This is a genomic window from Luteimonas sp. Soil_N_1, from assembly GCF_057656255.1.
Genome location: NZ_JBDGKS010000001.1, coordinates 156,050 through 174,755, shown reverse-complemented (window position 1 = coordinate 174,755; position 18,706 = coordinate 156,050). Strand labels below are relative to the sequence as shown.

Annotated in this window: 18 protein-coding genes; 10 read left to right on the top strand and 8 right to left on the bottom strand. The window is 69.2% G+C overall.

Going from position 1 to position 18,706, the window contains the following annotated elements; genetic code table 11:
• Positions 1-68 precede the first annotated feature (68 nt).
• Complete coding sequence (locus AC3A4E_RS00880) at positions 69-1,379, bottom strand: sigma-54 interaction domain-containing protein (protein ID WP_487631982.1); 1,311 nt, start codon at positions 1,377-1,379, stop codon at positions 69-71.
• Positions 1,380-1,585: 206 nt separating this feature from the next.
• Between AC3A4E_RS00880 and AC3A4E_RS00875 the strand changes: the two genes are divergently transcribed.
• The 3 genes from AC3A4E_RS00875 to AC3A4E_RS00865 all read left to right on the top strand — a co-directional run bounded on the left by AC3A4E_RS00875 (position 1,586) and on the right by AC3A4E_RS00865 (position 4,259).
• Positions 1,586-2,680, top strand: coding sequence for a PA0069 family radical SAM protein (locus tag AC3A4E_RS00875; RefSeq protein WP_487629696.1), 1,095 nt, complete (start codon positions 1,586-1,588; stop codon positions 2,678-2,680).
• An 80-nt stretch (positions 2,681-2,760) separates the two neighbouring features.
• Positions 2,761-3,828 (top strand): sensor histidine kinase, encoded by a 1,068-nt coding sequence (locus AC3A4E_RS00870; protein ID WP_487629695.1) that lies wholly within the window; start codon positions 2,761-2,763, stop codon positions 3,826-3,828.
• Positions 3,825-4,259, top strand: coding sequence for a response regulator (locus tag AC3A4E_RS00865; RefSeq protein ID WP_487629694.1), 435 nt, complete (start codon positions 3,825-3,827; stop codon positions 4,257-4,259). Before AC3A4E_RS00870 ends, AC3A4E_RS00865 begins: the two co-directional genes overlap by 4 nt.
• A gap of 1,002 nt (positions 4,260-5,261) precedes the next feature.
• Here the strand turns inward: AC3A4E_RS00865 and AC3A4E_RS00860 are convergent.
• Positions 5,262-5,966 carry a 2OG-Fe(II) oxygenase gene (locus AC3A4E_RS00860; protein ID WP_487629693.1) on the bottom strand — a complete coding sequence of 235 codons (705 nt, stop codon included), beginning with the start codon at positions 5,964-5,966 and terminating at the stop codon, positions 5,262-5,264.
• The gene (locus tag AC3A4E_RS00855; protein ID WP_487629692.1) at positions 5,963-6,997 is read right to left on the bottom strand and encodes a class 1 fructose-bisphosphatase; all 1,035 of its coding nucleotides are present in this window, start codon (positions 6,995-6,997) and stop codon (positions 5,963-5,965) included. The genes AC3A4E_RS00860 and AC3A4E_RS00855 overlap by 4 nt, the downstream gene beginning before the upstream one ends.
• A 166-nt stretch (positions 6,998-7,163) precedes the next feature.
• Here AC3A4E_RS00855 and AC3A4E_RS00850 point away from each other — a divergent pair, with 166 nt between their 5' ends.
• Positions 7,164-8,366, top strand: coding sequence for an amino acid aminotransferase (locus AC3A4E_RS00850; RefSeq protein WP_487629691.1), 1,203 nt, complete (start codon positions 7,164-7,166; stop codon positions 8,364-8,366).
• Between the two features lie 62 nt (positions 8,367-8,428).
• On the top strand, positions 8,429-9,445 hold the full coding sequence (locus AC3A4E_RS00845) for a hypothetical protein (protein ID WP_487629690.1): 1,017 nt from the start codon (positions 8,429-8,431) through the stop codon (positions 9,443-9,445).
• A 69-nt stretch (positions 9,446-9,514) separates the two neighbouring features.
• Here the strand turns inward: AC3A4E_RS00845 and AC3A4E_RS00840 are convergent, their stop codons facing one another.
• From AC3A4E_RS00840 to AC3A4E_RS00825, 4 genes are read right to left on the bottom strand one after another with little or no spacing between them, the layout of a single operon-like run.
• Positions 9,515-10,249: a CPBP family glutamic-type intramembrane protease gene (locus AC3A4E_RS00840; RefSeq protein ID WP_487629689.1), complete on the bottom strand. Its 735-nt coding sequence runs from the start codon at positions 10,247-10,249 to the stop codon at positions 9,515-9,517.
• Positions 10,250-10,260: 11 nt separating this feature from the next.
• Positions 10,261-10,494 (bottom strand): hypothetical protein, encoded by a 234-nt coding sequence (locus AC3A4E_RS00835; protein WP_487629688.1) that lies wholly within the window; start codon positions 10,492-10,494, stop codon positions 10,261-10,263.
• Entirely contained in the window at positions 10,491-12,008 is a 1,518-nt protein-coding gene (locus tag AC3A4E_RS00830) for a carotenoid oxygenase family protein (RefSeq protein ID WP_487629687.1), read from the bottom strand. The genes AC3A4E_RS00835 and AC3A4E_RS00830 overlap by 4 nt, the downstream gene beginning before the upstream one ends.
• A 25-nt stretch (positions 12,009-12,033) precedes the next feature.
• Positions 12,034-12,468 (bottom strand): DUF2141 domain-containing protein, encoded by a 435-nt coding sequence (locus AC3A4E_RS00825; RefSeq protein WP_487629686.1) that lies wholly within the window; start codon positions 12,466-12,468, stop codon positions 12,034-12,036.
• Positions 12,469-12,517: 49 nt separating this feature from the next.
• On the opposite strand from AC3A4E_RS00825, the gene AC3A4E_RS00820 reads away from it, so the two are divergent.
• The 4 genes from AC3A4E_RS00820 (at position 12,518) to AC3A4E_RS00805 (ending at position 17,100) form a co-directional block, all read left to right on the top strand.
• Positions 12,518-13,720, top strand: coding sequence for a sensor histidine kinase (locus AC3A4E_RS00820; RefSeq protein WP_487631981.1), 1,203 nt, complete (start codon positions 12,518-12,520; stop codon positions 13,718-13,720).
• On the top strand, positions 13,717-14,355 hold the full coding sequence (locus AC3A4E_RS00815) for a response regulator (protein WP_487629685.1): 639 nt from the start codon (positions 13,717-13,719) through the stop codon (positions 14,353-14,355). Before AC3A4E_RS00820 ends, AC3A4E_RS00815 begins: the two co-directional genes overlap by 4 nt.
• Positions 14,356-14,512: 157 nt before the next feature.
• Positions 14,513-14,968, top strand: coding sequence for an azurin (gene azu, locus AC3A4E_RS00810; protein WP_487629684.1), 456 nt, complete (start codon positions 14,513-14,515; stop codon positions 14,966-14,968).
• Positions 14,968-17,100, top strand: a complete 2,133-nt coding sequence (locus AC3A4E_RS00805) for a TonB-dependent receptor family protein (RefSeq protein WP_487629683.1) — start codon at positions 14,968-14,970, stop codon at positions 17,098-17,100. Before azu ends, AC3A4E_RS00805 begins: the two co-directional genes overlap by 1 nt.
• Positions 17,101-17,170: 70 nt before the next feature.
• On the opposite strand, the gene phhA is transcribed toward AC3A4E_RS00805, so the two are convergent.
• On the bottom strand, positions 17,171-18,073 hold the full coding sequence (gene phhA / locus AC3A4E_RS00800; protein WP_487629682.1) for a phenylalanine 4-monooxygenase: 903 nt from the start codon (positions 18,071-18,073) through the stop codon (positions 17,171-17,173).
• Positions 18,074-18,203: 130 nt separating this feature from the next.
• Between phhA and AC3A4E_RS00795 the strand changes: the two genes are divergently transcribed.
• Positions 18,204-18,677, top strand: a complete 474-nt coding sequence (locus AC3A4E_RS00795; protein ID WP_487629681.1) for an Lrp/AsnC family transcriptional regulator — start codon at positions 18,204-18,206, stop codon at positions 18,675-18,677.
• Positions 18,678-18,706 lie beyond the last annotated feature (29 nt).

The window sequence follows — 18,706 nt, the reverse complement described above, 5'->3', positions numbered from 1 at the left end:
GGATGACCGGCGTCGATGCGTCCGGTCCAGCGTGCGGCCGCTCGAAACGCAGCGCCGGGCGCGGTGTCTCAGCGGAGCGCTTCGAGCGACACGCCGTGCTTGCGGCACAGCCGATAGATCGTCACCCGCGACACACTGAGTCGGCGCGCGCTGGCGCTGACGTTGCAGCCGGTCGCACGCAGGGCGTCGACCAGGGCGTCGTGCTCGGTGCGGTCGCGATGATGATCGAGCGCGACCACCTGTGCATTCGCACCGAGCTGCAGGTCCGCCGGTTCGATCAGCGCGTGCTCAGCGACCACTGCGGCGCGACGCACACGGTTGAGCAGTTCGCGCACGTTGCCCGGCCACGCATGCTGGCGCAGGCATTGCCGCGCGGCCGCGCTGAAGCCGCGCGCCTGCACCGCATGACCCGCGCGGAACTCATCCAGGAACTGGCGCGCGAGCAGTTCGACATCGGCGCCGCGCGCACGCAGCGGCGGCAGCTGGAGTCGCAGCACATCGAGGCGGTAGTACAGATCCTGACGGAACCGGCCCGCGGCGATCGCCGCCTCGAGATCCACATGGGTTGCGGCGAGCACGCGCACGTCGACGCGAATGGCGTGATTGCTGCCGACGCGTTCGATCGTGCCCTCCTGCAGCACCCGCAGCAGGTTGGTCTGCGCATCGAGCGGCAGATCGCCGATCTCGTCGAGAAACACGGTGCCGCCATCGGCCGATTCGAACAGGCCCATCCGCCGCGTCGCCGCGCCGGTGAACGCGCCGCGTTCGTGGCCGAACAGTTCCGACTGCACCAGCGTCGGCGAGATCGCGCCGCAGTTCATCGCCACGAACGGACGCGTGCGACGGCCGGACAGATCGTGCAGCGCATGCGCCGCCAGTTCCTTGCCGGTGCCGGATTCGCCGGTGATCAGCACCGGCAGTTCGACGTCGGCATAGCGGTGCAGCAGGGCGCGCACGCCGAGCATCACCGCGCTCTCGCCGCCAACGCTGGCGATGTCGCGCCGCGGACTGGTCAGCAGGGTGGCGAGCGCGGCGTCGAGGCGTTGCGGGTCGAGCGGTTGCGGCAGGCGTCCGCCGCAGCGCGCCAGCACGCGCTGGCTGGCGGCATCGCCCGCATCGACCGTGTCGTCGACCAGCGCCAGACTGGGCAGGTCGGCGTGCTCGGCCAGAATGCGTTCGAACGCGGCCAGACGCACGGCATCGGCGCCACGCAGGTCGACGACCGCGATCACCAGATCGCCACCCCGCATGCCCACCTGGACGCTGGCTTCCGGACAGGCGACGCGCAGGTGCCAGCCGCTGGCCGCGAATACGGCTTCGTCGCGCACGCCCGGTGTGCCGAACCAGACCGCGCAGCGCTGTACGCGCGACGCCGTCATCGTGCCCACAGCGCGGCCTCGTGCCGGCGTGCGGACGGACCGGCCCACGCCGGCGCGAAGCTGTCAGACATGCCCCCTCTCCATTCGATGCCCCGAGTGTCAGTCCGACCAACGCCGGGAGCGTCTGCGGCCGGACAGGGATCGCAGGCGCATTCACATCTGGCCGGGTCGCAGGGGCTGAGACCGGCAGGCCCGACACTGTCCGGATGACGTCCCGTGCACCGCCGCCCGCTCCGGTTGCCCTCAAGGGACGCGGCAGTGCGTCCTGGGTCCCGGGACGTTTCGAGAAGCGGGCCGCGGTGGCCGAGGACGATGGCTGGGACGCGCTGCAGATGCTGCAGGACGATGCGATCTCACCCGCCACCGTGGTCACCGAAGAGCGCGCGCGCAGCATCGTCAGCCGCAACACCTCGCCCGACATCAGCTTCTCGCAATCGGTGAACCCGTATCGCGGCTGCGAGCACGGCTGCGTCTACTGCTTCGCCCGCCCCTCGCACGCCTATCTGGACCTGTCGCCCGGGCTGGACTTCGAGACCCGGCTGTTCGCCAAGACCAACGCCGCCGAGCGCCTGCGCGCCGAGTTCGCCCGCCCCGGTTATGTCTGTTCGCCGATCGCGCTGGGCATCAATACCGACGGCTACCAGCCGATCGAACGCCGCTACGGGCTGACCCGGTCGCTGATCGAGGTCATGGCCGAAGCCCGGCACCCCTTCAGCATCGTCACCAAGAGCGCCAACGTGGTCCGCGACCTCGACCTGCTGGCGCCGATGGCGGCCGACGGTCTGGTCACGGTGTACTTTTCGGTGACCTCGCTCGACAACCGGCTCTCGGCCCGCATGGAGCCGCGCGCCGCCGCGCCGCACGCGCGCCTGCGGGCGATGCGCACCCTGGCGGATGCCGGCGTGCCGGTCGGCGTGATCGTGGCGCCGGTGGTGCCTGCGATCACCGACCACGATCTGGAAGCGATCCTGGCCGCCGCGCGCGAGGCCGGTGCCGGCAGCGCCGGTTACGTGTTGCTGCGGTTGCCGAACGAACTCAAGGCGGTCTGGCGGGAATGGCTGCTGCTGCACTATCCCGAGCGCGCCGCGCACGTCATGAGCCTGTTGCAGCAACTGCACGGCGGCCGCGACTACGACAGCACCTTCGGCCACCGCATGCGTGGGCAGGGTCCGTTCGCCGACCTGATCGCCGCGCGCTTCGCCCGGGCCCGTCGCGCGCTCGGGTTCGCGCGCCTGCCGCCGTTGCGGACCGATCGGTTCGTGCCGCTGCGCCGCGTGACGCCCCAGGGCGAACTGTTCTAACGACGCATTCACCCTGCCTGCACCCCGCGTCGACGCGGGCGTCTCCTACACTGCGCGGTCCCTTCCAGACGTCCGTCGCAATGTCCGATGCCGCATCCCTGCGGAATCCCGCCGAAGCCGGCGCCTCCGTGGACCTGATCGACCAGCTGCCCGACGGCGTTGCCGTGCTTGCAGCGGACGGCAGCTGGCTGCGTGCGAATCCGGCACTTGCCGCGTTGTGGGCCGTATCCCCGGCCGCTCTGGTCGGCCAGGCCAGCCATCGCGAGCGCCTCCCGGCGCTTGCGTCGCGGATCGATGCCGCACTGGCCCGGCTGCCCGACGCCGATGACACCCTGCGCGATGTCGCGGTGCCTGACGATGCGGCCGGCCGGCATCTGCGGTTGACGCTGCGGCCGCTGGCCGATGGCACCGCCCTGCTGCAGCTCCACGACGACACCGCGCTGAAGATCCTCGAAGCCCAGCAGGAAACCCTGGCCTTCGGCATCTCGCATGAGCTGCGCGCACCGGTGCGCGCGATCGAGCAGTTCGCCCGCCGCCTGCTCGCCCAGGATCTCACCGCCGATCCGCAGACCGCGCGCGACCATCTGCAGCGTATCCAGGACGCCTCCGGCCACGCCGGCGGCCTGATCGATGCCCTGCTCGAGACCATGCGTGCATCGCGTGCGCCGCGCCCGTCGGCGCCGGTCGACATCAGCCTGCTCGGCGACTGGATCTGCGCCGAACTGGGCGACGCCGAACCGGGTCGCTCCACCGAGATCCACATCGCGCCGGACCTCTGGGCATGGGGCGACGAGCACGCGCTCAAGCAGATGCTCGGCAAGCTGCTGCACAACGCCTGGAAGTTCTCCGCGCATCGCGACACGGTGCGGATCGAACTCGATGGCGAACGCGTCGGCGACCGTCTGGCACTGCGTCTGCGCGACCGCGGCCGCGGTTTCGACATGCGCTATGCTGAACGACTGTTCGTGCCATTCAGGCGCCTGCACAGCGCTGACGACGGGGCCGGCCATGGCCTCGGCCTGGCCATCGCCCAGCAACTGGCGCGAGCGCAGGGCGGACACATCCGCGTGGAATCGGAACCGGACGCCGGCACCACCTTCTTCATCGAACTGCCGGCGGTGCCGGACGAGGACGCAGCCGCGCCATGAGCGACCATACGATCCTGCTGATCGAGGACAACCCGGACGACGCCGAGCTGACCCGCATCGCCTTCGCCGAAGCCGCCATCGACAGCCAGCTGGTCGTGGTCGGCGACGGCGCCGAAGCGCTCGACTATCTGTTTGCGCAGGACAAGTACGCGCATCGCGATCCGGCGGACCTGCCGTCGATCGTGCTGCTCGACCTCAACCTGCCCAAGATCGACGGCCGCGAAGTGTTGCAGGCCCTGCGTGCGAACCCCGCGACCCGCGGTCTGCCGGTCGTGGTGCTGACCACGAGCACCGAGCCCTTCGACGTCGAAGCCAGCTACGCGCTGGGCGTCAACAGCTATATCCGCAAGCCGGTGGACTTCAAGAAGTTCGTCGAGGTGGTGAAGCAGATCGGGCTGTACTGGTTGGTGTTGAATCACCCGCGGGGGTGATTGGGGCTCTGGGTTTCGACCGTTGAGGCGGTCGGCCTCATCTGAGGTGAGTGTCTAGCGCGTGGTACCTGCTCCGCGTGTTGCCTTCGGCATGCACGTAGAGAAGAACTCGGCATCAGTCTTCGCTTTCGCCTTGGTTTTTGCTTCGGCGTTTGCTCCAGCTTTGCTTTGGCTTTCGACTTCAATCGAGCCGTAAAGCGAGCCGAGCATCGCAGGGCGACGGGGTCGAAGAGCAGCCCATGTCTGAGCGCAGCGAGTTTGGGCTGCGTGCCCCGTCGACCGAGAAGCGCAGGGGACTGCCGCGGCTGTATCGCGGCGGATCGCGTCCGGCGAAGACGGTTTGACTCACGCCTTCGGCGCTCGCCCTTCGGGCCGGCTTCGCCGTTCGCCAGTGCAGTCGCACTGTCGTGCTTACTTTTGCCAAGACAAAAGTAAGCCGCGCGACAGCGCGGAAGCCCTGTCTTGATCTTGGCTTTTGACGTTGATTCGTTTCTCTCATGCCGAAGCGACAAGCAAAAAAGCACGAGCAAGTGCACGGCTTTCGCCCGCTGCGCGTGCGAGTCCCTTTTGGATGGACCCAAAAGGAACCAAAAGGTCCCTTCGCCGGACGCGAGCCGATGCGATGAAGCCGCATCGGTGCCCTGTGCTCCTCGCCTGACGCGGCACGCAGCCCAAACTCGCTTCGCTCAGACATGGGCTGCTCTTCGGCCACGCCAGGCTCCGGTGCTCGGCTCGCTTTACGGCTCGATTTCAGATCAAGAGCGGGAAAGAAAAAGCAGGAGCAAAAGCAGAGCCGAAGCCGAGCAACAGCAACCCTCACCCGATGCGCTGCGCGAATCGAGTTCGCCCGGAGGGAGAGGTGCTCGGGCCAGGATCCGTGCGACGCACGCATCGACCCGGAATCAGATCCGGTGCAGGCTCTCGCTCAGTGGAAGAGGTGCGCTGTGTTCGCCGGTAGACACACACCGCGGCACACGCCTGAAGACCAGGCGCAGGAGCGCCTCAGCTGCCCCCGTACAACGCCTCCGCGCGCTGGAACAGGATCCAGCTCGTCGCGATGCACTTGTCCCCGTTCTGCGGCTTGTTGCCGCGATGGGTGTGAGTGAACGCCGTCGGCGCGATCAGCAGATCGCCGGTGCGCGGGGCGATCTTGCGCTGCTGGAACAGGAATTCGGTTTCGCCGGCGTCGAAGCCGTCGTTGAGGTAGATCGTCCACAGCAGATGCCGGTGCAGGGTTTCGCCGCTGGCGTCGCGCGGGTACAGCTCGCAATGCCAGTACGGGTAACCACCCTCGCCGGCCGCGTACCACTGCAGGTTGATCGTGCCAGGGCGCAGGCAGGTCTGCAGCAGACCGCCGAGGCGCTGGTCGTCCATCGTCGGGAAGTCGTCGGCTTCGAGGCGGCGCAGCGCGCCGTCGTTGCCGGGTTGCTGCAGCATCAGCGGGGCGATCAGGGTCTGCGGGTATTTGCGCAGGTAGGCCATCAGGCCGGCGTAGACCGCGACGTTGAGCTGTTGCACCACGTCGGCCCAGTCGGGGCGTTCGCTGATCGACAGGTCGCGGCTGCGCTTGAGTTCGGGATAGACGCCCCCGCCGATTTCGCCGGCACGCAGGTCCTGGCTGGCGCGCAGCCGCGCGACGATCGCCGCGCAGGCGTCGGCGGACAGCGCACCGGGCGTGACCTCGATGAAATCGGCGGGTGTGCTCATGCAGCGGTGGTGTCGTGCTGCAGGTGGTAGCGCGTCGCGGTCTCCACCTCGTCCTTCGAGCCCAGGAACACCGGCACGCGCTGGTGCAGCGACGTCGGGGCGACGTCGAGGATGCGCTCGCGGCCCGTGGTCGCCGCGCCGCCGGCCTGCTCGACCAGCATCGCCATCGGGTTCGCTTCGTACATCAGCCGCAGCTTGCCGGGCTTGGACGGGTCCTTGCGGTCCCAGGGATAGATGAAGATGCCGCCACGGGTCAGGATGCGATGCACGTCGCCGACCATCGCCGCGACCCAGCGCATGTTGAAGTCCTTCCCGCGCGGGCCGTCCTGGCCGGCCAGCAGGTCATTCACGTAGGCCTGCGTCGGCGCCTCCCAGTGACGCTGGTTGGACATGTTGATCGCGAACTCGCGGGTCTGTTCCGGAATGCGGATGCCCGCCTGCGTCAGTACGAACGAGCCCTGCTCGCGGTCCAGCGTGAACGCGTGCGTGCCGTGGCCGATCGTCAGCACCAGCATCGTACTGGGCCCGTAGAGGCAGTAGCCGGCGGCGACCTGGGTGCTGCCAGCCTGGAGGAAATCGTGATCTTCGGCAGCGCTGACGCCTTCGGGGCAACGCAGCACCGAGAAGATCGTGCCGACGCTGGCGTTGATGTCGATGTTGGAGCTGCCGTCGAGGGGATCGAACACCAACAAATAGTTGCCGCGCGGGAAAGCGTCGGGGATCTGCTGCGAGTGCTCCATTTCCTCGGACGCGCACGCCGCCAGATGGCCGCCCCAAGCGTTGGCCTCGAGCAGGATCTCGTTGCTGATCACGTCGAGCTTCTTCTGCGCCTCGCCCTGCACGTTGATGCTGTCGCCGCCACCGGCGGCTGCGGCCTCGCCCAGCACATCGCCCAGTGCGCCCTTGCCGACCGCGACCGAGATCCGCTTGCAGGCGCGCGCGACCACCTCCAGCAACAGCCGCAGGTCGGGGGTCACGTGGCCCAGCCGCTGTTCCTCGATCAGGTGGCGGGTCAGGGAAATACTGGGCATGGGCGGCGGTCCGTGGCGTCGTGGTGGACCACATTGTCGCGCCAAAGGCCATGGCTGTCCCAGCCGCCACGTCGCACCTGCCTGCCGTGCCCGGTATTCTTGAGGGGTTTGGTTGTGCCCGAGCGCGCGACCGGCGCCCTCCCTCCGTCGTGCAAGGCAGTCTCCCGTGTCCTCCTTTTTCGCGAACGTCGAACTCGTCCCCGGTGATCCCATCCTCGGTCTGTCCGAGGCCTACAACGCCGATCCGCGCACCACCAAGGTCAACCTCGGCGTGGGCATCTACTACGACGAGGCCGGACGCATTCCCGTGCTCGACGCCGTGCGCGAAGTCGAGCAGCGTCTGGCGGCCGAGGCCAAGCCGCGCGGTTACCTGCCGATCGACGGCATGCCCGACTACACCCGCGCCACGCGCGAGCTGATGTTCGGCACGGATGCGCCGCTGCTGGCCGCAGGCCGCGTGGCGACCACCCAGACCATCGGTGGCAGCGGTGCGCTGCGCACCGGCGCCGACCTGCTGAAGCTGCTGCTGCCGCACGCGACCATCGCGATCAGCAACCCGAGCTGGGAAAACCATCGCGCCGTGTTCGGCAACGTCGGCTTCAAGGTCGTCGACTACACGTACTTCGATGCGACCACGCACGGCGTCGACTTCGACGGCATGCTCGCCGACCTGCGCGCGCTCGAGGCCGGCACCGTCGTGCTGCTGCACGCGTGCTGCCACAACCCCACCGGCGCCGATCTCACCGAAGCGCAGTGGCGCCAGGTCATCGAGGTGCTGGGCGAGCGCAACCTGTTCCCCTTCATCGACATGGCGTACCAGGGCTTCGACCGCGGTATCGATGCCGACGCGACGGCGGTGCGCCTGCTGGCCGAATCGGACATCGCCGAATTCGTCGTCGCCAGCTCGTACTCCAAGTCGTTCTCGCTCTACGGCGAGCGCGTCGGCGCCCTGACCGTGGTCTCGGCCACCGCCGAGCAGAGCCGCGCGGTGCAGTCGCAGATCAAGCGCATCGTCCGTGCGAACTACTCCAGCCCGTCGAACCATGGCGCCGCGCTCGTCGCCGGTGTACTGGGCAGCATCGAGCTGCGCGCGCGCTGGGAAGCCGAGCTGGGCCAGATGCGCGAGCGCATCCACGCCCTGCGCGCGGGCCTGGTGCAGAAGCTGGCCGATGCCGGTGCGCCGGAGTTCGCCTTCATCGCTGACCAGGCCGGCATGTTCTCGTACTCGGGTCTGAGCCGGCCGCAGGTCGATCGCCTGCGCGACGAGTTCGGCATCTACGCCGTCGGCACCGGCCGCATCTGCGTGGCCGCGCTGAGCCTGAAGACGCTCGACTACGTGGTCCAGGCGGTCGCGACGGTCTCGCGCTGACCCGACCGGATGCCCGGACGGACCTCCGGTTGTCCGGGTGACGGTGTCGCGACACCCGGCGCGTGGCGCAGGGTGTCGCGATGACCGGTGACGTGACGGCAGCCCTGTGGCGGCGGGCGCGCTGGTCGCCGCTCTTCTGGGCAGCCGTCTGTGCAGGCATCACCGTCGTCACCGGACGTGCCGGCATGGAGTTCATGCCGTTCCTGCTCGCGCTGGTCGCCGGCGTGCTGTGCGGGACGTCCTTCGTGATGGCCACCCTGCGGATGTCGCCGCCGTGGCTGGGCGTGGTGGTGCACGTGGCAGGCGCGCTCGCCGGTGCCGTGCTGCTGTGGGCCGCGATCACCGGACATCTGCCGTCCACCCGCGCCCTGCCCGGGTCGTGGCAGCGGCTGGTGCTCTGGTTCCAGCTCGGTGCCGGGCCGATGATCGGCTGGATCTGGATGGGGCTGTTCGGGCGTGTGTCCTCGCGTTTCGATCGCGACGCCAGGACACGCGCAGCGCAGAAGAGACGGGTGGACTGGACGCGTGACGGCAAGGCCTGGCGGCTGCGCTTCGCGGCGGTTCCATTGCGGATGCGCTCGCTCACCGCCCTGATCGTTGCGGTGACGCTGGTGGCCGGCGCGCTCGCGGCGATCGGCATGATCGTCTTCTACGACGTGGTGCTGCGCATCGGTGCCTACGGCGCGATCTTCGCGTTCGCACTCGGCATCGGCCTGCCGGGCTACCTGGCGCTCAAGGCGCTGCTGCGGCGCCGTACCGCCACGTTCGACCTGCGCATCGAGGCCACCCGACTGGCGCTGACGCGGCAGGGCCACCCGCCCCTAGCAGTCGATCTGCAGACGCTCACGCTGCTGCGCTGGCAGACCACATCCGACCATGCGCGACTCGAACTGGCGGCAGCGGACGTCGAGGCGGTGAGTCTGCTCGCCGGCGTGGCGCGCGTGCCCGCGTCGATGTCTGCCGAGTTGCCGGCCCTGCCGGCGATGGTGGTGCGGTGGCTGCAGTCGGCGGGGCTGCAGGAAGTCCCGGCCAGGCATCCGTCCCGGCCCCGCACGTTCCGGCGCCCGGTCGCAGACTGAGGTGTGGACCGGCACGCGTTACGGCGTGCCGTCATGTCAGGCGCCGGGGTCTGCAGGGCCGTGATCGGATCAGGCGGCAGCCGGTCGAGTCCGCCGGCGCAACAGCCACCCCCACGCCACGACGCACAGCAGCGCGACGCCCAGCCGCTGACCGGGTGACAGGATCGCGGCCAGCGTGTTGAACGCCAGCACGTTGACCAGCAGATGGGCGCAGGCGACGGTCATCACCGCGCCGGTGCGCCCGGCCAGACGGTCCAGCAGCAGACTGCCGCCGAGCAGCGCACCCAGCACGGCGAGTTCGCGCGTCCAGGTGGTGTCGGGCGCCAGGAACGACAGGTGCCAGAGGTACCAGCCAGCGCCGATGGCGAGCGCGCGTGGCGTCGACCGCCAGCCCGCCAGCCGGTTGAACAGGACGCCGCGCCAGGCCGACTCCTCCATCAGGCAGTAGACCAGCGTCGTCGCACCGACAAGGGCGGCCACTGCCGCCTGGCCGTTGAAGGCGCCGGCGATGGCGAACGCGGACGGCACCACCGCCGCCATCCCGAGCGCCTGCCAGGGACGCCGCCCGGCAAGCGACATCGGCCTGCGTGCCCGGGGATCGCGCCAGGCCAGCAGCAGTGCCATCAGCAGCGGGCCGAGGCCTTCCAGCAATGCACGCAGTACCGGAACCCCGGCCAGTACCAGGCCGGGTGCCGGATCGATCCAGCCCATCCGGAACGGCGCCGACACCGCGGTCGCCAGCAGCACGGCGGCGATCAGCGTCGGCGCAGCGGCCCAGTCCGGCGATGCCGGTCTTCGCGACACGCCGACCTGCATCAGCGGCGACCCTGCGTGGGCCGATGCCGGATCTCGCGCATCAGCAGCGCCAGCAGCACGGCCGGGGCCACCCACTGCAGCCCGACCTGCAGCGTGCGACGGATCGTCAGCCGGATCTCCGCCTGCACCACCTCCCGCGGCACCCGCAGGTCGACGTCGTGCCATCCGATCCACAGGCACAGCGCCAGTGCGGCCAGCAGCGCGGCGACGCGCCAGATGCGCGCGTGACTCATGACGCCGCCTGCGCGAAATGGCCATGGAAACCCAGCGGAAACGCATAAGGCAGCCACGCTGTCGCGAGCGGACCGTTGGCGATGTGCTGCGCATCCAGCACCGAGATGCCGCTGCGGTTGCGGGTGGGATCGAGCACGGTGCCGACCAGCCAGCCCTCATCCGGGCGCGTGCTGCCGGGGCGCGGGACGAACACGTGTTCCTCGGCGAGGACGTCGCGGCCATAGCGATGCACGTCGCGTCGACCGCTGGCCGGGTCGAGCATCTGCACCGCGTTGAAGTACGGCGCGCCTGTTTCGCCTTCCGTTGTCGGCATGTACAGGCGCGCGCTGCGATCGCCTGGCGTGCGCGCGTCGAACAGCGGGAACTCGATGCCGGTGACGCCGAGCAGATCCCAGCGTGCGCGGCCGCTGTGCATGTCGAGCCGCAGCTCGGCCAGCTGCGCCGCGGGGGCGGGGCCGTCGTGACCGGACATCGCCGCGCGATGCGGCGAGCGCGCGTGTTCGACGTCGCGATGGTGGACCGTGCGCACGACGATCTCGCCGCCGCGCTCGAACGCATCGCCGAAGTGATAGGCCATCGCGAAGTCGACCTCGAAGCGGCGCGCGACGCGATCCGGCGCGGCCTTGTCGACCACCAGCACGGTGCACGCGCGCTGCGGCGCGAACCGCATGCTCTCGAAGAACGAACCGGACGGCGTGAAGTCGTAGGGCATCAACAGGAACACCAGATGCCGGTCGGTCTGCACGAAGGCGTGCAGGTAACCGGGCGCGTCCATCTCCAGCACGTGTGCGCCGATCAAGCTCGCATCCGCGCCGATGTGCCACAGCAGCAGGCCGCTGCCGCCCAGCATCGACAGCGCGCCGAAGTTCCACCAGCTGCCGTCGCGATCGCGCAGCGGATGCGCGGAGAACGGCAGCGCCTGCAGGTCCGGGCGCCAGATCACCGGGCCGATCGTGTCGAGCGCATCGGGCTCGAGTTCGAACGCCGAACCGGCCTCGCTCATCGCGAACAGGCGCCCGCCGATCGTCACCACCGATGTGTTGGCGGTGTTCGCATCGTCGTTGTTGCGGATTGCGACCTGTCCGGGAACCGTGGTGCCGGCGGCCATCGTGTTGAAGCGACCGGCGCGTTGTTCGCGCTGGAACTTCGGCGTCTGCACCATGCGCCCGCGATGGGTGACCGCGCCGTCGCCGAAGCGCCAGCCGTGGACCATGCCGTCCCCGTCGAACCAGTGTTCGTAGCGGAAGCCGTCGCGCTCGAACCAGGCCGGCCCGTTGCGGTACAGCGTGCCGGCGAAGTCGGCGGGCAGACGGCCTTCGAGTTGCACCGTGGTCGGGCCGAAGGCGCCGGCCGACACCTGACGCCAGCCGGCGAGATACGGACGATCGGCGAGACCGGCGGAGAACTCCGCGGGGTCGCCGGCCAGCGCATCGGCACCGTGCAGCAGCGCGGGGCCGAGCGCGGCGACGGTGGCGCCCGACAACAGGGTGCGCAGGAAGCGGCGACGGTCCATCACGGTCTCCGGTGGCGAACGCGGATCAACGGATCGCGATGTCGAGCGCCAGCGCATCGGCGCTGACATCGAATGCCGCTTCATCGAACGTCGGCTTGCGCATCACCCGCGGGTTGTTGCTGAAGCCGTAGCCCTCGACCGGCATGCCGACCAGGTTGGTGTCGAGCGTGCCGTTGCCGTTCTCGTCGTGGATCACCATCAGCGCGTAGCGGCCGGCCGGCACGCCGTCGAAGCGCACGTGGGTGACGTCGCCCGCCGGTGCCAGCAGACGCGCGGCGATCGGTGCGGCACTGCCGGCATAGCCCGCAGCATCGACCAGCGCGACCTGGAACTGTCCGCCTTGGCTGCGTGCCTCGCGGATGGCCACGTCGAGATCGGCCGCCTGCACCGGCGCGGCGAGTGCGGCCGCAACGGCGAGCACAGCGAAGGGGGCGGCGAAGGAAGCGGGAATGCGGCGCATGACGATGTCCTCGGTGGGCGTGGCCTCAGTCTCGGCGCGCGGCCGGGCGCTGCCAGCTGCCGGTGGTCATCGATCCGCAGTGCCGGAAGTCACTTTCTGCAGCGCGCCCATTGCCGCCACCGGCAACGGCTTGCAGCATGGCGCCATGCACACGACCCGCCGCCTGTTCGAGCCGCTCAATCTTGCCGCGTTGCTGACGCTCGGCGCGGTCGCGTTCTCGCTGCGTTACTACGATCCCGCGCGACAGGCGACGGCGTGGCTGCTGCTCGGTCTGTTCGCGGTGGGCTTCCTGTCGCTGTCGCTGTGGCCGCCGCGGCTGCGGCGCATCGAGCATGTGGTGATCGCAACGCTGCCGGTGATCGCGCTGCTGCTGATCGCGCTCGATCCCAGGCCCGGCACCGCGCCGGTGCTGCTGGTGATCTGGATCGCGGTCGCGTTCTCCGACTGGTCGCCGCGCGTGGCGATCCTCGCGGCGCTCGCGGCCGACATCGTCTACTACCTGATCCTCAAGTACATCGGCGGTTTCGGCGCGCCGCTGTTGTCGGTGGTGATCTTCGCCAGCTTCCAGGTGTTCGCGGCGCTGTGCATGCACTACGCCCGCAGTGCGGAGCGGGCACGCGATGCACTCTCGCGCGTCAACGCCGATCTGCTGGCCACGCGCGCGCTGCTCGCCGACAGCGCACGCGACGCGGAACGCCTGCGCGTCGCGCGCGAACTGCACGATGTCGCCGGCCACAAGCTCACCGCGATGCGCCTCAACCTGCGCGCGCTGGCCGACGAACCGGCGTTCGCCGACAACCCGCAACTGCGCATCGCCGAACAGCTGTCGGGCGAACTGCTCGGCGACATCCGCAACGTGGTGCAGGCGCTGCGCGACAGCGGCGGTCTTGATCTGGCAACGGCTTTGCGTGCACTCGCCGCGCCGTTGCCGCGCCCTCGATTGCGGCTCAGCATCGCCGACGATGTGCGCGTGTCCGATCCCGCGATCGCCGAAGCCGTGTTGCGGCTGGTGCAGGAAGCGTTGACCAATGCCGCGAAACACGCCGATGCGGACACGCTTGATGTGGCCCTGCATCGTGAGGGCGCGCTGTTGCACGTGACCATCGAAGACGACGGTCGCATGCACGACGGCTGGCGCGAAGGCAATGGCATTGCCGGCATGCGCGAACGCCTCGCCGCATTGCAGGGCCGCGTGCGTCTTGCGCGCAATCCGAGTGGCGCGATGCGCATCGATGCGGAGCTGCCGGCATGAGCGCGACGCCGGTGCGCGCGGCGCTCGCAGACGATCAGGCGCTGGTCCGCGCCGGCCTGCGCGCGCTGCTCGAACGCCACGGCATCGTGATCGTGTTCGAGGCCGACTCGGGCACGACGCTGCTCGAGCAGCTCGCATCGCATCCGGTCGACGTGATTCTCAGCGACATCCGCATGCCCGGCCTAGACGGCATCGAAGCCCTGACCGCGCTGCGCGCCCGTGGCGACACGACACCGGTGCTGCTGCTGACCACCTTCGACGACAGCGACCTGCTGCTGCGCGCCACAGATGCCGGCGCGCAGGGCTTCCTGCTCAAGGACGCGGCGCCCGAAGATCTGCGCGACGCGATCGCGCGCGTGGCGGCGGGCGAAACCCTGCTGCAACCGGTCAGCACTGAACCGGTCCGCGCGCGTTACCGCTTCCACGACGACAACGCCCCGCGCGAGACCTTCACCGAGCGCGAGGTCGCGATCCTGCGACTGCTCGCAGGCGGCTACTCCAACAAGGAGATCGCGCGCAGCCTGTTCCTCGCCGAAGGCACGGTGAAGAACTACGTGTCGGCGATCCTCGAAAAGCTCGGCACCCGCGACCGCACGCGTGCGGTGCTGAAGGCGATCACGTTGCAGGTGATCTGACGCGCCTGCACGCGCTGCGGCTCGCAGGTGCATGACATCAGGTCGACGCCGCGCGCATGCACTGCGACATTCCGTCCCGGGCCGTTCACGCCTGCCTTTGCGACAATGCGCAACGCGATGCGTCGCATCGCAGACCCGTTTTTTCCCCGGAGATGTCATGTCGAACCGCGCTTTGCGCGGCGCGCTCGCGCTGCTGCTCTTGATTCCCGCCACAGGCGCACTTGCGCGGACCTGCGACCTGACGATCGGCAGCAGTGATGCGATGCGTTTCGACAGAAGCGAGCTGCGTGTCGCCGCCGACTGCACGCAGGTGCGCCTCACCCTGCGCCACACCGGCCGCCAGATGGCCGCGGCAATGGGCCACAACTGGGTGCTGACCCGCACTGCCGATTACCGCCCGGTCGCGATCGCCGGTGGCCGCGGCAGCCTCGCGCACAGCTATCTCCCGCCCGGCGACAAGCGCGTAATCGCGCACACCAAAGTCATCGGCGGCGGCGAGACGACCACGATCACCTTCCCGACCGCGGGCCTCACGCGCGGCGGCGACTACACCTTCTTCTGCTCGTTCCCCGGCCACTGGAACGTGATGCGCGGCAAGCTGGTGTTCGGTTGATGCGCGCGGCCCCCACCGTGCTCGCGTCCGCGCTGTCGCTGATCGTGCTTTCGCCCGGCTTCGCGCAGGCGCAGGCGACGGACGATGCCCCCACCACGCTCGAACGCGTGCGCGTCGATGCGACGCGCCTGCGCGGCGTCAGCGATTTCGATACGCCGGCCTCCGTCGATGCGATCCGCCTCGACGATGCGCACAGCAACCGCGCCGGCACCGTCGCCTCCGAACCGCTGTCGGGCGTCCCGGGCCTGCTCGCGCGCGATCGGCAGAACCACGCGCAGGACACGCAGCTGTCGATCCGCGGCTTCGGCGCGCGTTCCACGTTCGGCGTGCGCGGTGTGCGCCTGTTCGCCGACGGCATTCCGGCGTCGATGCCCGACGGCCAGGGCCAGCTGTCGCATTTCAGCCTCGTCGGCGGCGACCGCATCGAAATCATGCGCGGCCCGTTCTCGGCGCTGTACGGCAATTCTTCCGGCGGCGTCGTGCAGCTGTGGAGCGGCGATGGACAGTCCGGCGATCCCTGGCGCTTCAAGGCCAGCCAGGGGCGCGACAACACGACGAGCCTGTCGACGCAGCTGCGCGGCGGTACCGATGCGGTCGGCTACAACTTCGCGCTGTCGCGGTTCGATACCGACGGCTGGCGCGATCACAGCGCCGCGAGCCGCGATTCGGCGAACGCCAAGCTGCGCTTCGATTTCGGCGACCGGCGCCGGCTCGATCTCGTCGTCAACCATGTCGACATCGACGCGCAGGATCCGCTCGGCCTGACCGCGGCGCAGGTGCGCGAAAACCCCCGCCAGGTCGCCGCGGTCGCGAACCAGTTCGACACGCGCAAGACCGTGCGCCAGACCCAGGCCGGCGCGGTGTACGAACACGGCATCGGCGACGCGCAGACGCTGCGCGCGATGGCCTACGGCGGCGAACGCGCCGTGGTGCAGTACCTGCCGATTCCGGCCGCGGCGCAGGCCAATCCGCTGAACTCGGGCGGCGTCATCGATCTCGACAACCGCTATGGCGGGCTCGATCTGCGCTGGAGTTGGGAAGGCGCACTCGCCGGACGTCCGCTGGAACTCACCGTGGGTGCGAATGCCGATCGCCAGCGGCAGGACCGGCAGGGTTTCGAGAACTTCGTTGGCGACACGCTCGGCGTACGCGGCCGGCTGCGCCGCGACGAGCGCAATACCGTCGAGAACCGCGACCAGTTCGCGCAGGCCTACTGGGCCTTCGCACCGCGCTGGTCGCTGCTGGCCGGCGTGCGCCACAGCGAAGTCGAGTTCACCTCGCGCGATGCCTACATCACCGCGACCAATCCCGACGACAGCGGCCGCGTCGCGTTCCGTCAGACCTCGCCGGTCGCCGGCATCACGTTCGCGCCGCATGACGACCTGCGCGTGTACCTGTCGGCCGGTCGTGGCTTCGAGACGCCTACCTTCAACGAACTCGGCTACCGCGCCGACGGCGGCGCGGGCTTCGCGTTCGATCTGGCGCCGGCGATCAGCGACAACCTCGAGCTGGGCACCAAGTGGCGCGCGCGGTCGGGCACCACGCTCAACGCGGCGCTGTTCCGCGCCGAGACCGACGACGAGCTTGCGGTCGCGCGCAATGTCGGCGGCCGCAGCAGCTTCCAGAACATCGGCCGCGCACGTCGCCAGGGCGCGGAGCTGTCGCTGCGCCAGCCGCTGGGCGAATCGCTCGATCTGAGCGTGGCGGCGACCTGGCTCGATGCGACCTTCCGCGACGATTACCTTGTCTGCACCGGGGCCGGCTGCACCGTGCCGTCAACACCGGTCGCCGCAGGCGCGCGCATTCCGGGTGTGCCGGCGCGGCAGCTGTTCGCACGTCTCGACTGGACCGGCGGGCCGTGGAGTGCGGCGATCGAAGGTGTCGGCGTGGGTGATGTCGTCGTCGACGATCTCGCGACCGGGCGCGCGGCCGGCTACGCCCTCGTGCACTTGGAAGGCGCACGCCGCTGGCGTTTCGATGCCGGCGAGTTGCGGACCTTCGTGCGCATCGACAACGTGCTCGATCAGGCCTACATCGGCTCGGTGATCGTCAACGAGGGCAATGGCCGGTTCTACGAGCCGGGCCCGGGACGTGGGCTGATGTTCGGCGCGCAGTGGACGTGGAACCGGTGAGGAGTCGGCGTCGCGTGCGCACGCCACGCGACGCAAGGAAACGGGTCAGCGCGAACGCCGACCCGCACCTTCAGACATCGCCACCCGCCGTCCATCCCTCGCCCGTGCCGCGATGGAACACGCGATCCTCGTCGCGCACCGTGCCTGCGCCTACCGTGTCCTGCTGCGCCAGGCGCGCATAGATCGGAGTGAAGTCCGGGCCGGTCGCGTCCATCAGCTGTTCGAAGCTGTCGATGACGAAATAGGTCTTCTGGTAGGTGTCGATGCGGTAGCGCGTGCGCATGATGCGTTCGAGGTCGAAGCCGATGCGGTTGGGCGCGTCGGACTCCAGCGAGTAGATCGATTCGCCCTTCGACGACACGATGCCGGCGCCGAAGATGCGCAGGCCATCGGCCTGCTGGATCAGGCCGAACTCGACCGTGTACCAGTACAGCCGCGTCAGGTTCTGCAGCGCGTCCGGGCCAATGCCATGCGCTTTGACGCCGCCCTTGCCGTAAGCCTCCATGTAATCGGCGAACACCGGATTCATCAGCAGCGGCACGTGGCCGAACAGATCGTGGAAGAGGTCGGGTTCCTCGATGTAGTCGATCTGGTCCGGGCGACGGATCCACCACGTCACCGGGAAACGACGATTGGCGAGGTGGTCGAAGAAATCGAGTTCCGGCAGCAGGCCTTCGACGCCGAGCAGCGTCCAGCCGGTCGCGGCTTCCAGCACCGCATTGAGCTCGGTGAATTTCGGAATCGCGTCTGGCGTCATGCCCATCGCGTCCTGCGCCTGCAGGAATTCGTCGCAGGCGCGGCCGACCAGCAGTTCGCGCTGGCGGGCATAGAGCGTGGCCCAGGTCGCGTGGTCGTCGGCGCTGTAGGTGTCCCACGGCTGCTCGACGATGCCGGTGGCATAGACCGGCACCTTGCCCTTGTCGGTGTGCAGGTTCTCGACGCGGCGCGGGGCGTTCGACGGCTGGGCGGACATGGCGACTCCGGTGGAATTCATCAGATCCACGACGATAGCGCCGTTTCGCCGCAACAGGCTTGCGTCATTGCGCGTCCACGCCGCATACGCGCAATAATCCTGCGTCGATACGCAATTCAGGACAATGATCATGGCTGCCGCCGATCTCGATCGCACCGACCTGCTGCTGCTGGCCGAGTTGCAGCGCAACGGTCGCCTGACCAATGCCGACCTTGCCGAACGCATCCATCTGTCGCCCTCGGCCTGCCTGCGGCGGGTGCAGCGGCTGGAACGTGACGGGGTGATCGCCGGCTATCGCGCCGACGTCAGCGCCGAGCGCCTGGGCCTCGGCCTGCAGGCGTTCGTGCGCGTGCAGCTCAAGCACCACGACAGCGCCGCGGTCGCCGGCTTTGCCGCGCTGGTCAACGGCTGGGAAGAAGTGGTGGCCTGCCACGCGCTGACCGGCGACATGGATTACCTGCTGCAGGTCGTCGTGCGCGACCTCGAACACTTCTCGCGCTTCCTGCTCGACCGCCTGCTCAACCAGCCCGCGGTCGACGACGTGAACTCGAGCTTCGTACTGCGCACCGTCAAGGCCGACCGCGGCCTGCCGCTGCCGAGTTGACGCACCAACAAGGTGCATCTGTAGGGATA

Excerpts from the sequence above, each read along its gene's own strand:
- AC3A4E_RS00830 (WP_487629687.1), bottom strand. The coding sequence starts at position 12,008 with ATGGACCGTCGCCGCTTCCTGCGCACCCTGTTGTCGGGCGCCACCGTC.
- AC3A4E_RS00815 (WP_487629685.1), top strand. The coding sequence starts at position 13,717 with ATGAGCGCGACGCCGGTGCGCGCGGCGCTCGCAGACGATCAGGCGCTG.
- AC3A4E_RS00795 (WP_487629681.1), top strand. The coding sequence starts at position 18,204 with ATGGCTGCCGCCGATCTCGATCGCACCGACCTGCTGCTGCTGGCCGAG.
- azu (WP_487629684.1), top strand. The coding sequence starts at position 14,513 with ATGTCGAACCGCGCTTTGCGCGGCGCGCTCGCGCTGCTGCTCTTGATT.
- phhA (WP_487629682.1), bottom strand. The coding sequence starts at position 18,073 with ATGTCCGCCCAGCCGTCGAACGCCCCGCGCCGCGTCGAGAACCTGCAC.
- AC3A4E_RS00805 (WP_487629683.1), top strand. The coding sequence starts at position 14,968 with ATGCGCGCGGCCCCCACCGTGCTCGCGTCCGCGCTGTCGCTGATCGTG.
- AC3A4E_RS00835 (WP_487629688.1), bottom strand. The coding sequence starts at position 10,494 with ATGAGTCACGCGCGCATCTGGCGCGTCGCCGCGCTGCTGGCCGCACTG.
- AC3A4E_RS00860 (WP_487629693.1), bottom strand. The coding sequence starts at position 5,966 with ATGAGCACACCCGCCGATTTCATCGAGGTCACGCCCGGTGCGCTGTCC.
- AC3A4E_RS00865 (WP_487629694.1), top strand. The coding sequence starts at position 3,825 with ATGAGCGACCATACGATCCTGCTGATCGAGGACAACCCGGACGACGCC.
- AC3A4E_RS00875 (WP_487629696.1), top strand. The coding sequence starts at position 1,586 with ATGACGTCCCGTGCACCGCCGCCCGCTCCGGTTGCCCTCAAGGGACGC.
- AC3A4E_RS00825 (WP_487629686.1), bottom strand. The coding sequence starts at position 12,468 with ATGCGCCGCATTCCCGCTTCCTTCGCCGCCCCCTTCGCTGTGCTCGCC.
- AC3A4E_RS00880 (WP_487631982.1), bottom strand. The coding sequence starts at position 1,379 with ATGACGGCGTCGCGCGTACAGCGCTGCGCGGTCTGGTTCGGCACACCG.
- AC3A4E_RS00855 (WP_487629692.1), bottom strand. The coding sequence starts at position 6,997 with ATGCCCAGTATTTCCCTGACCCGCCACCTGATCGAGGAACAGCGGCTG.
- AC3A4E_RS00870 (WP_487629695.1), top strand. The coding sequence starts at position 2,761 with ATGTCCGATGCCGCATCCCTGCGGAATCCCGCCGAAGCCGGCGCCTCC.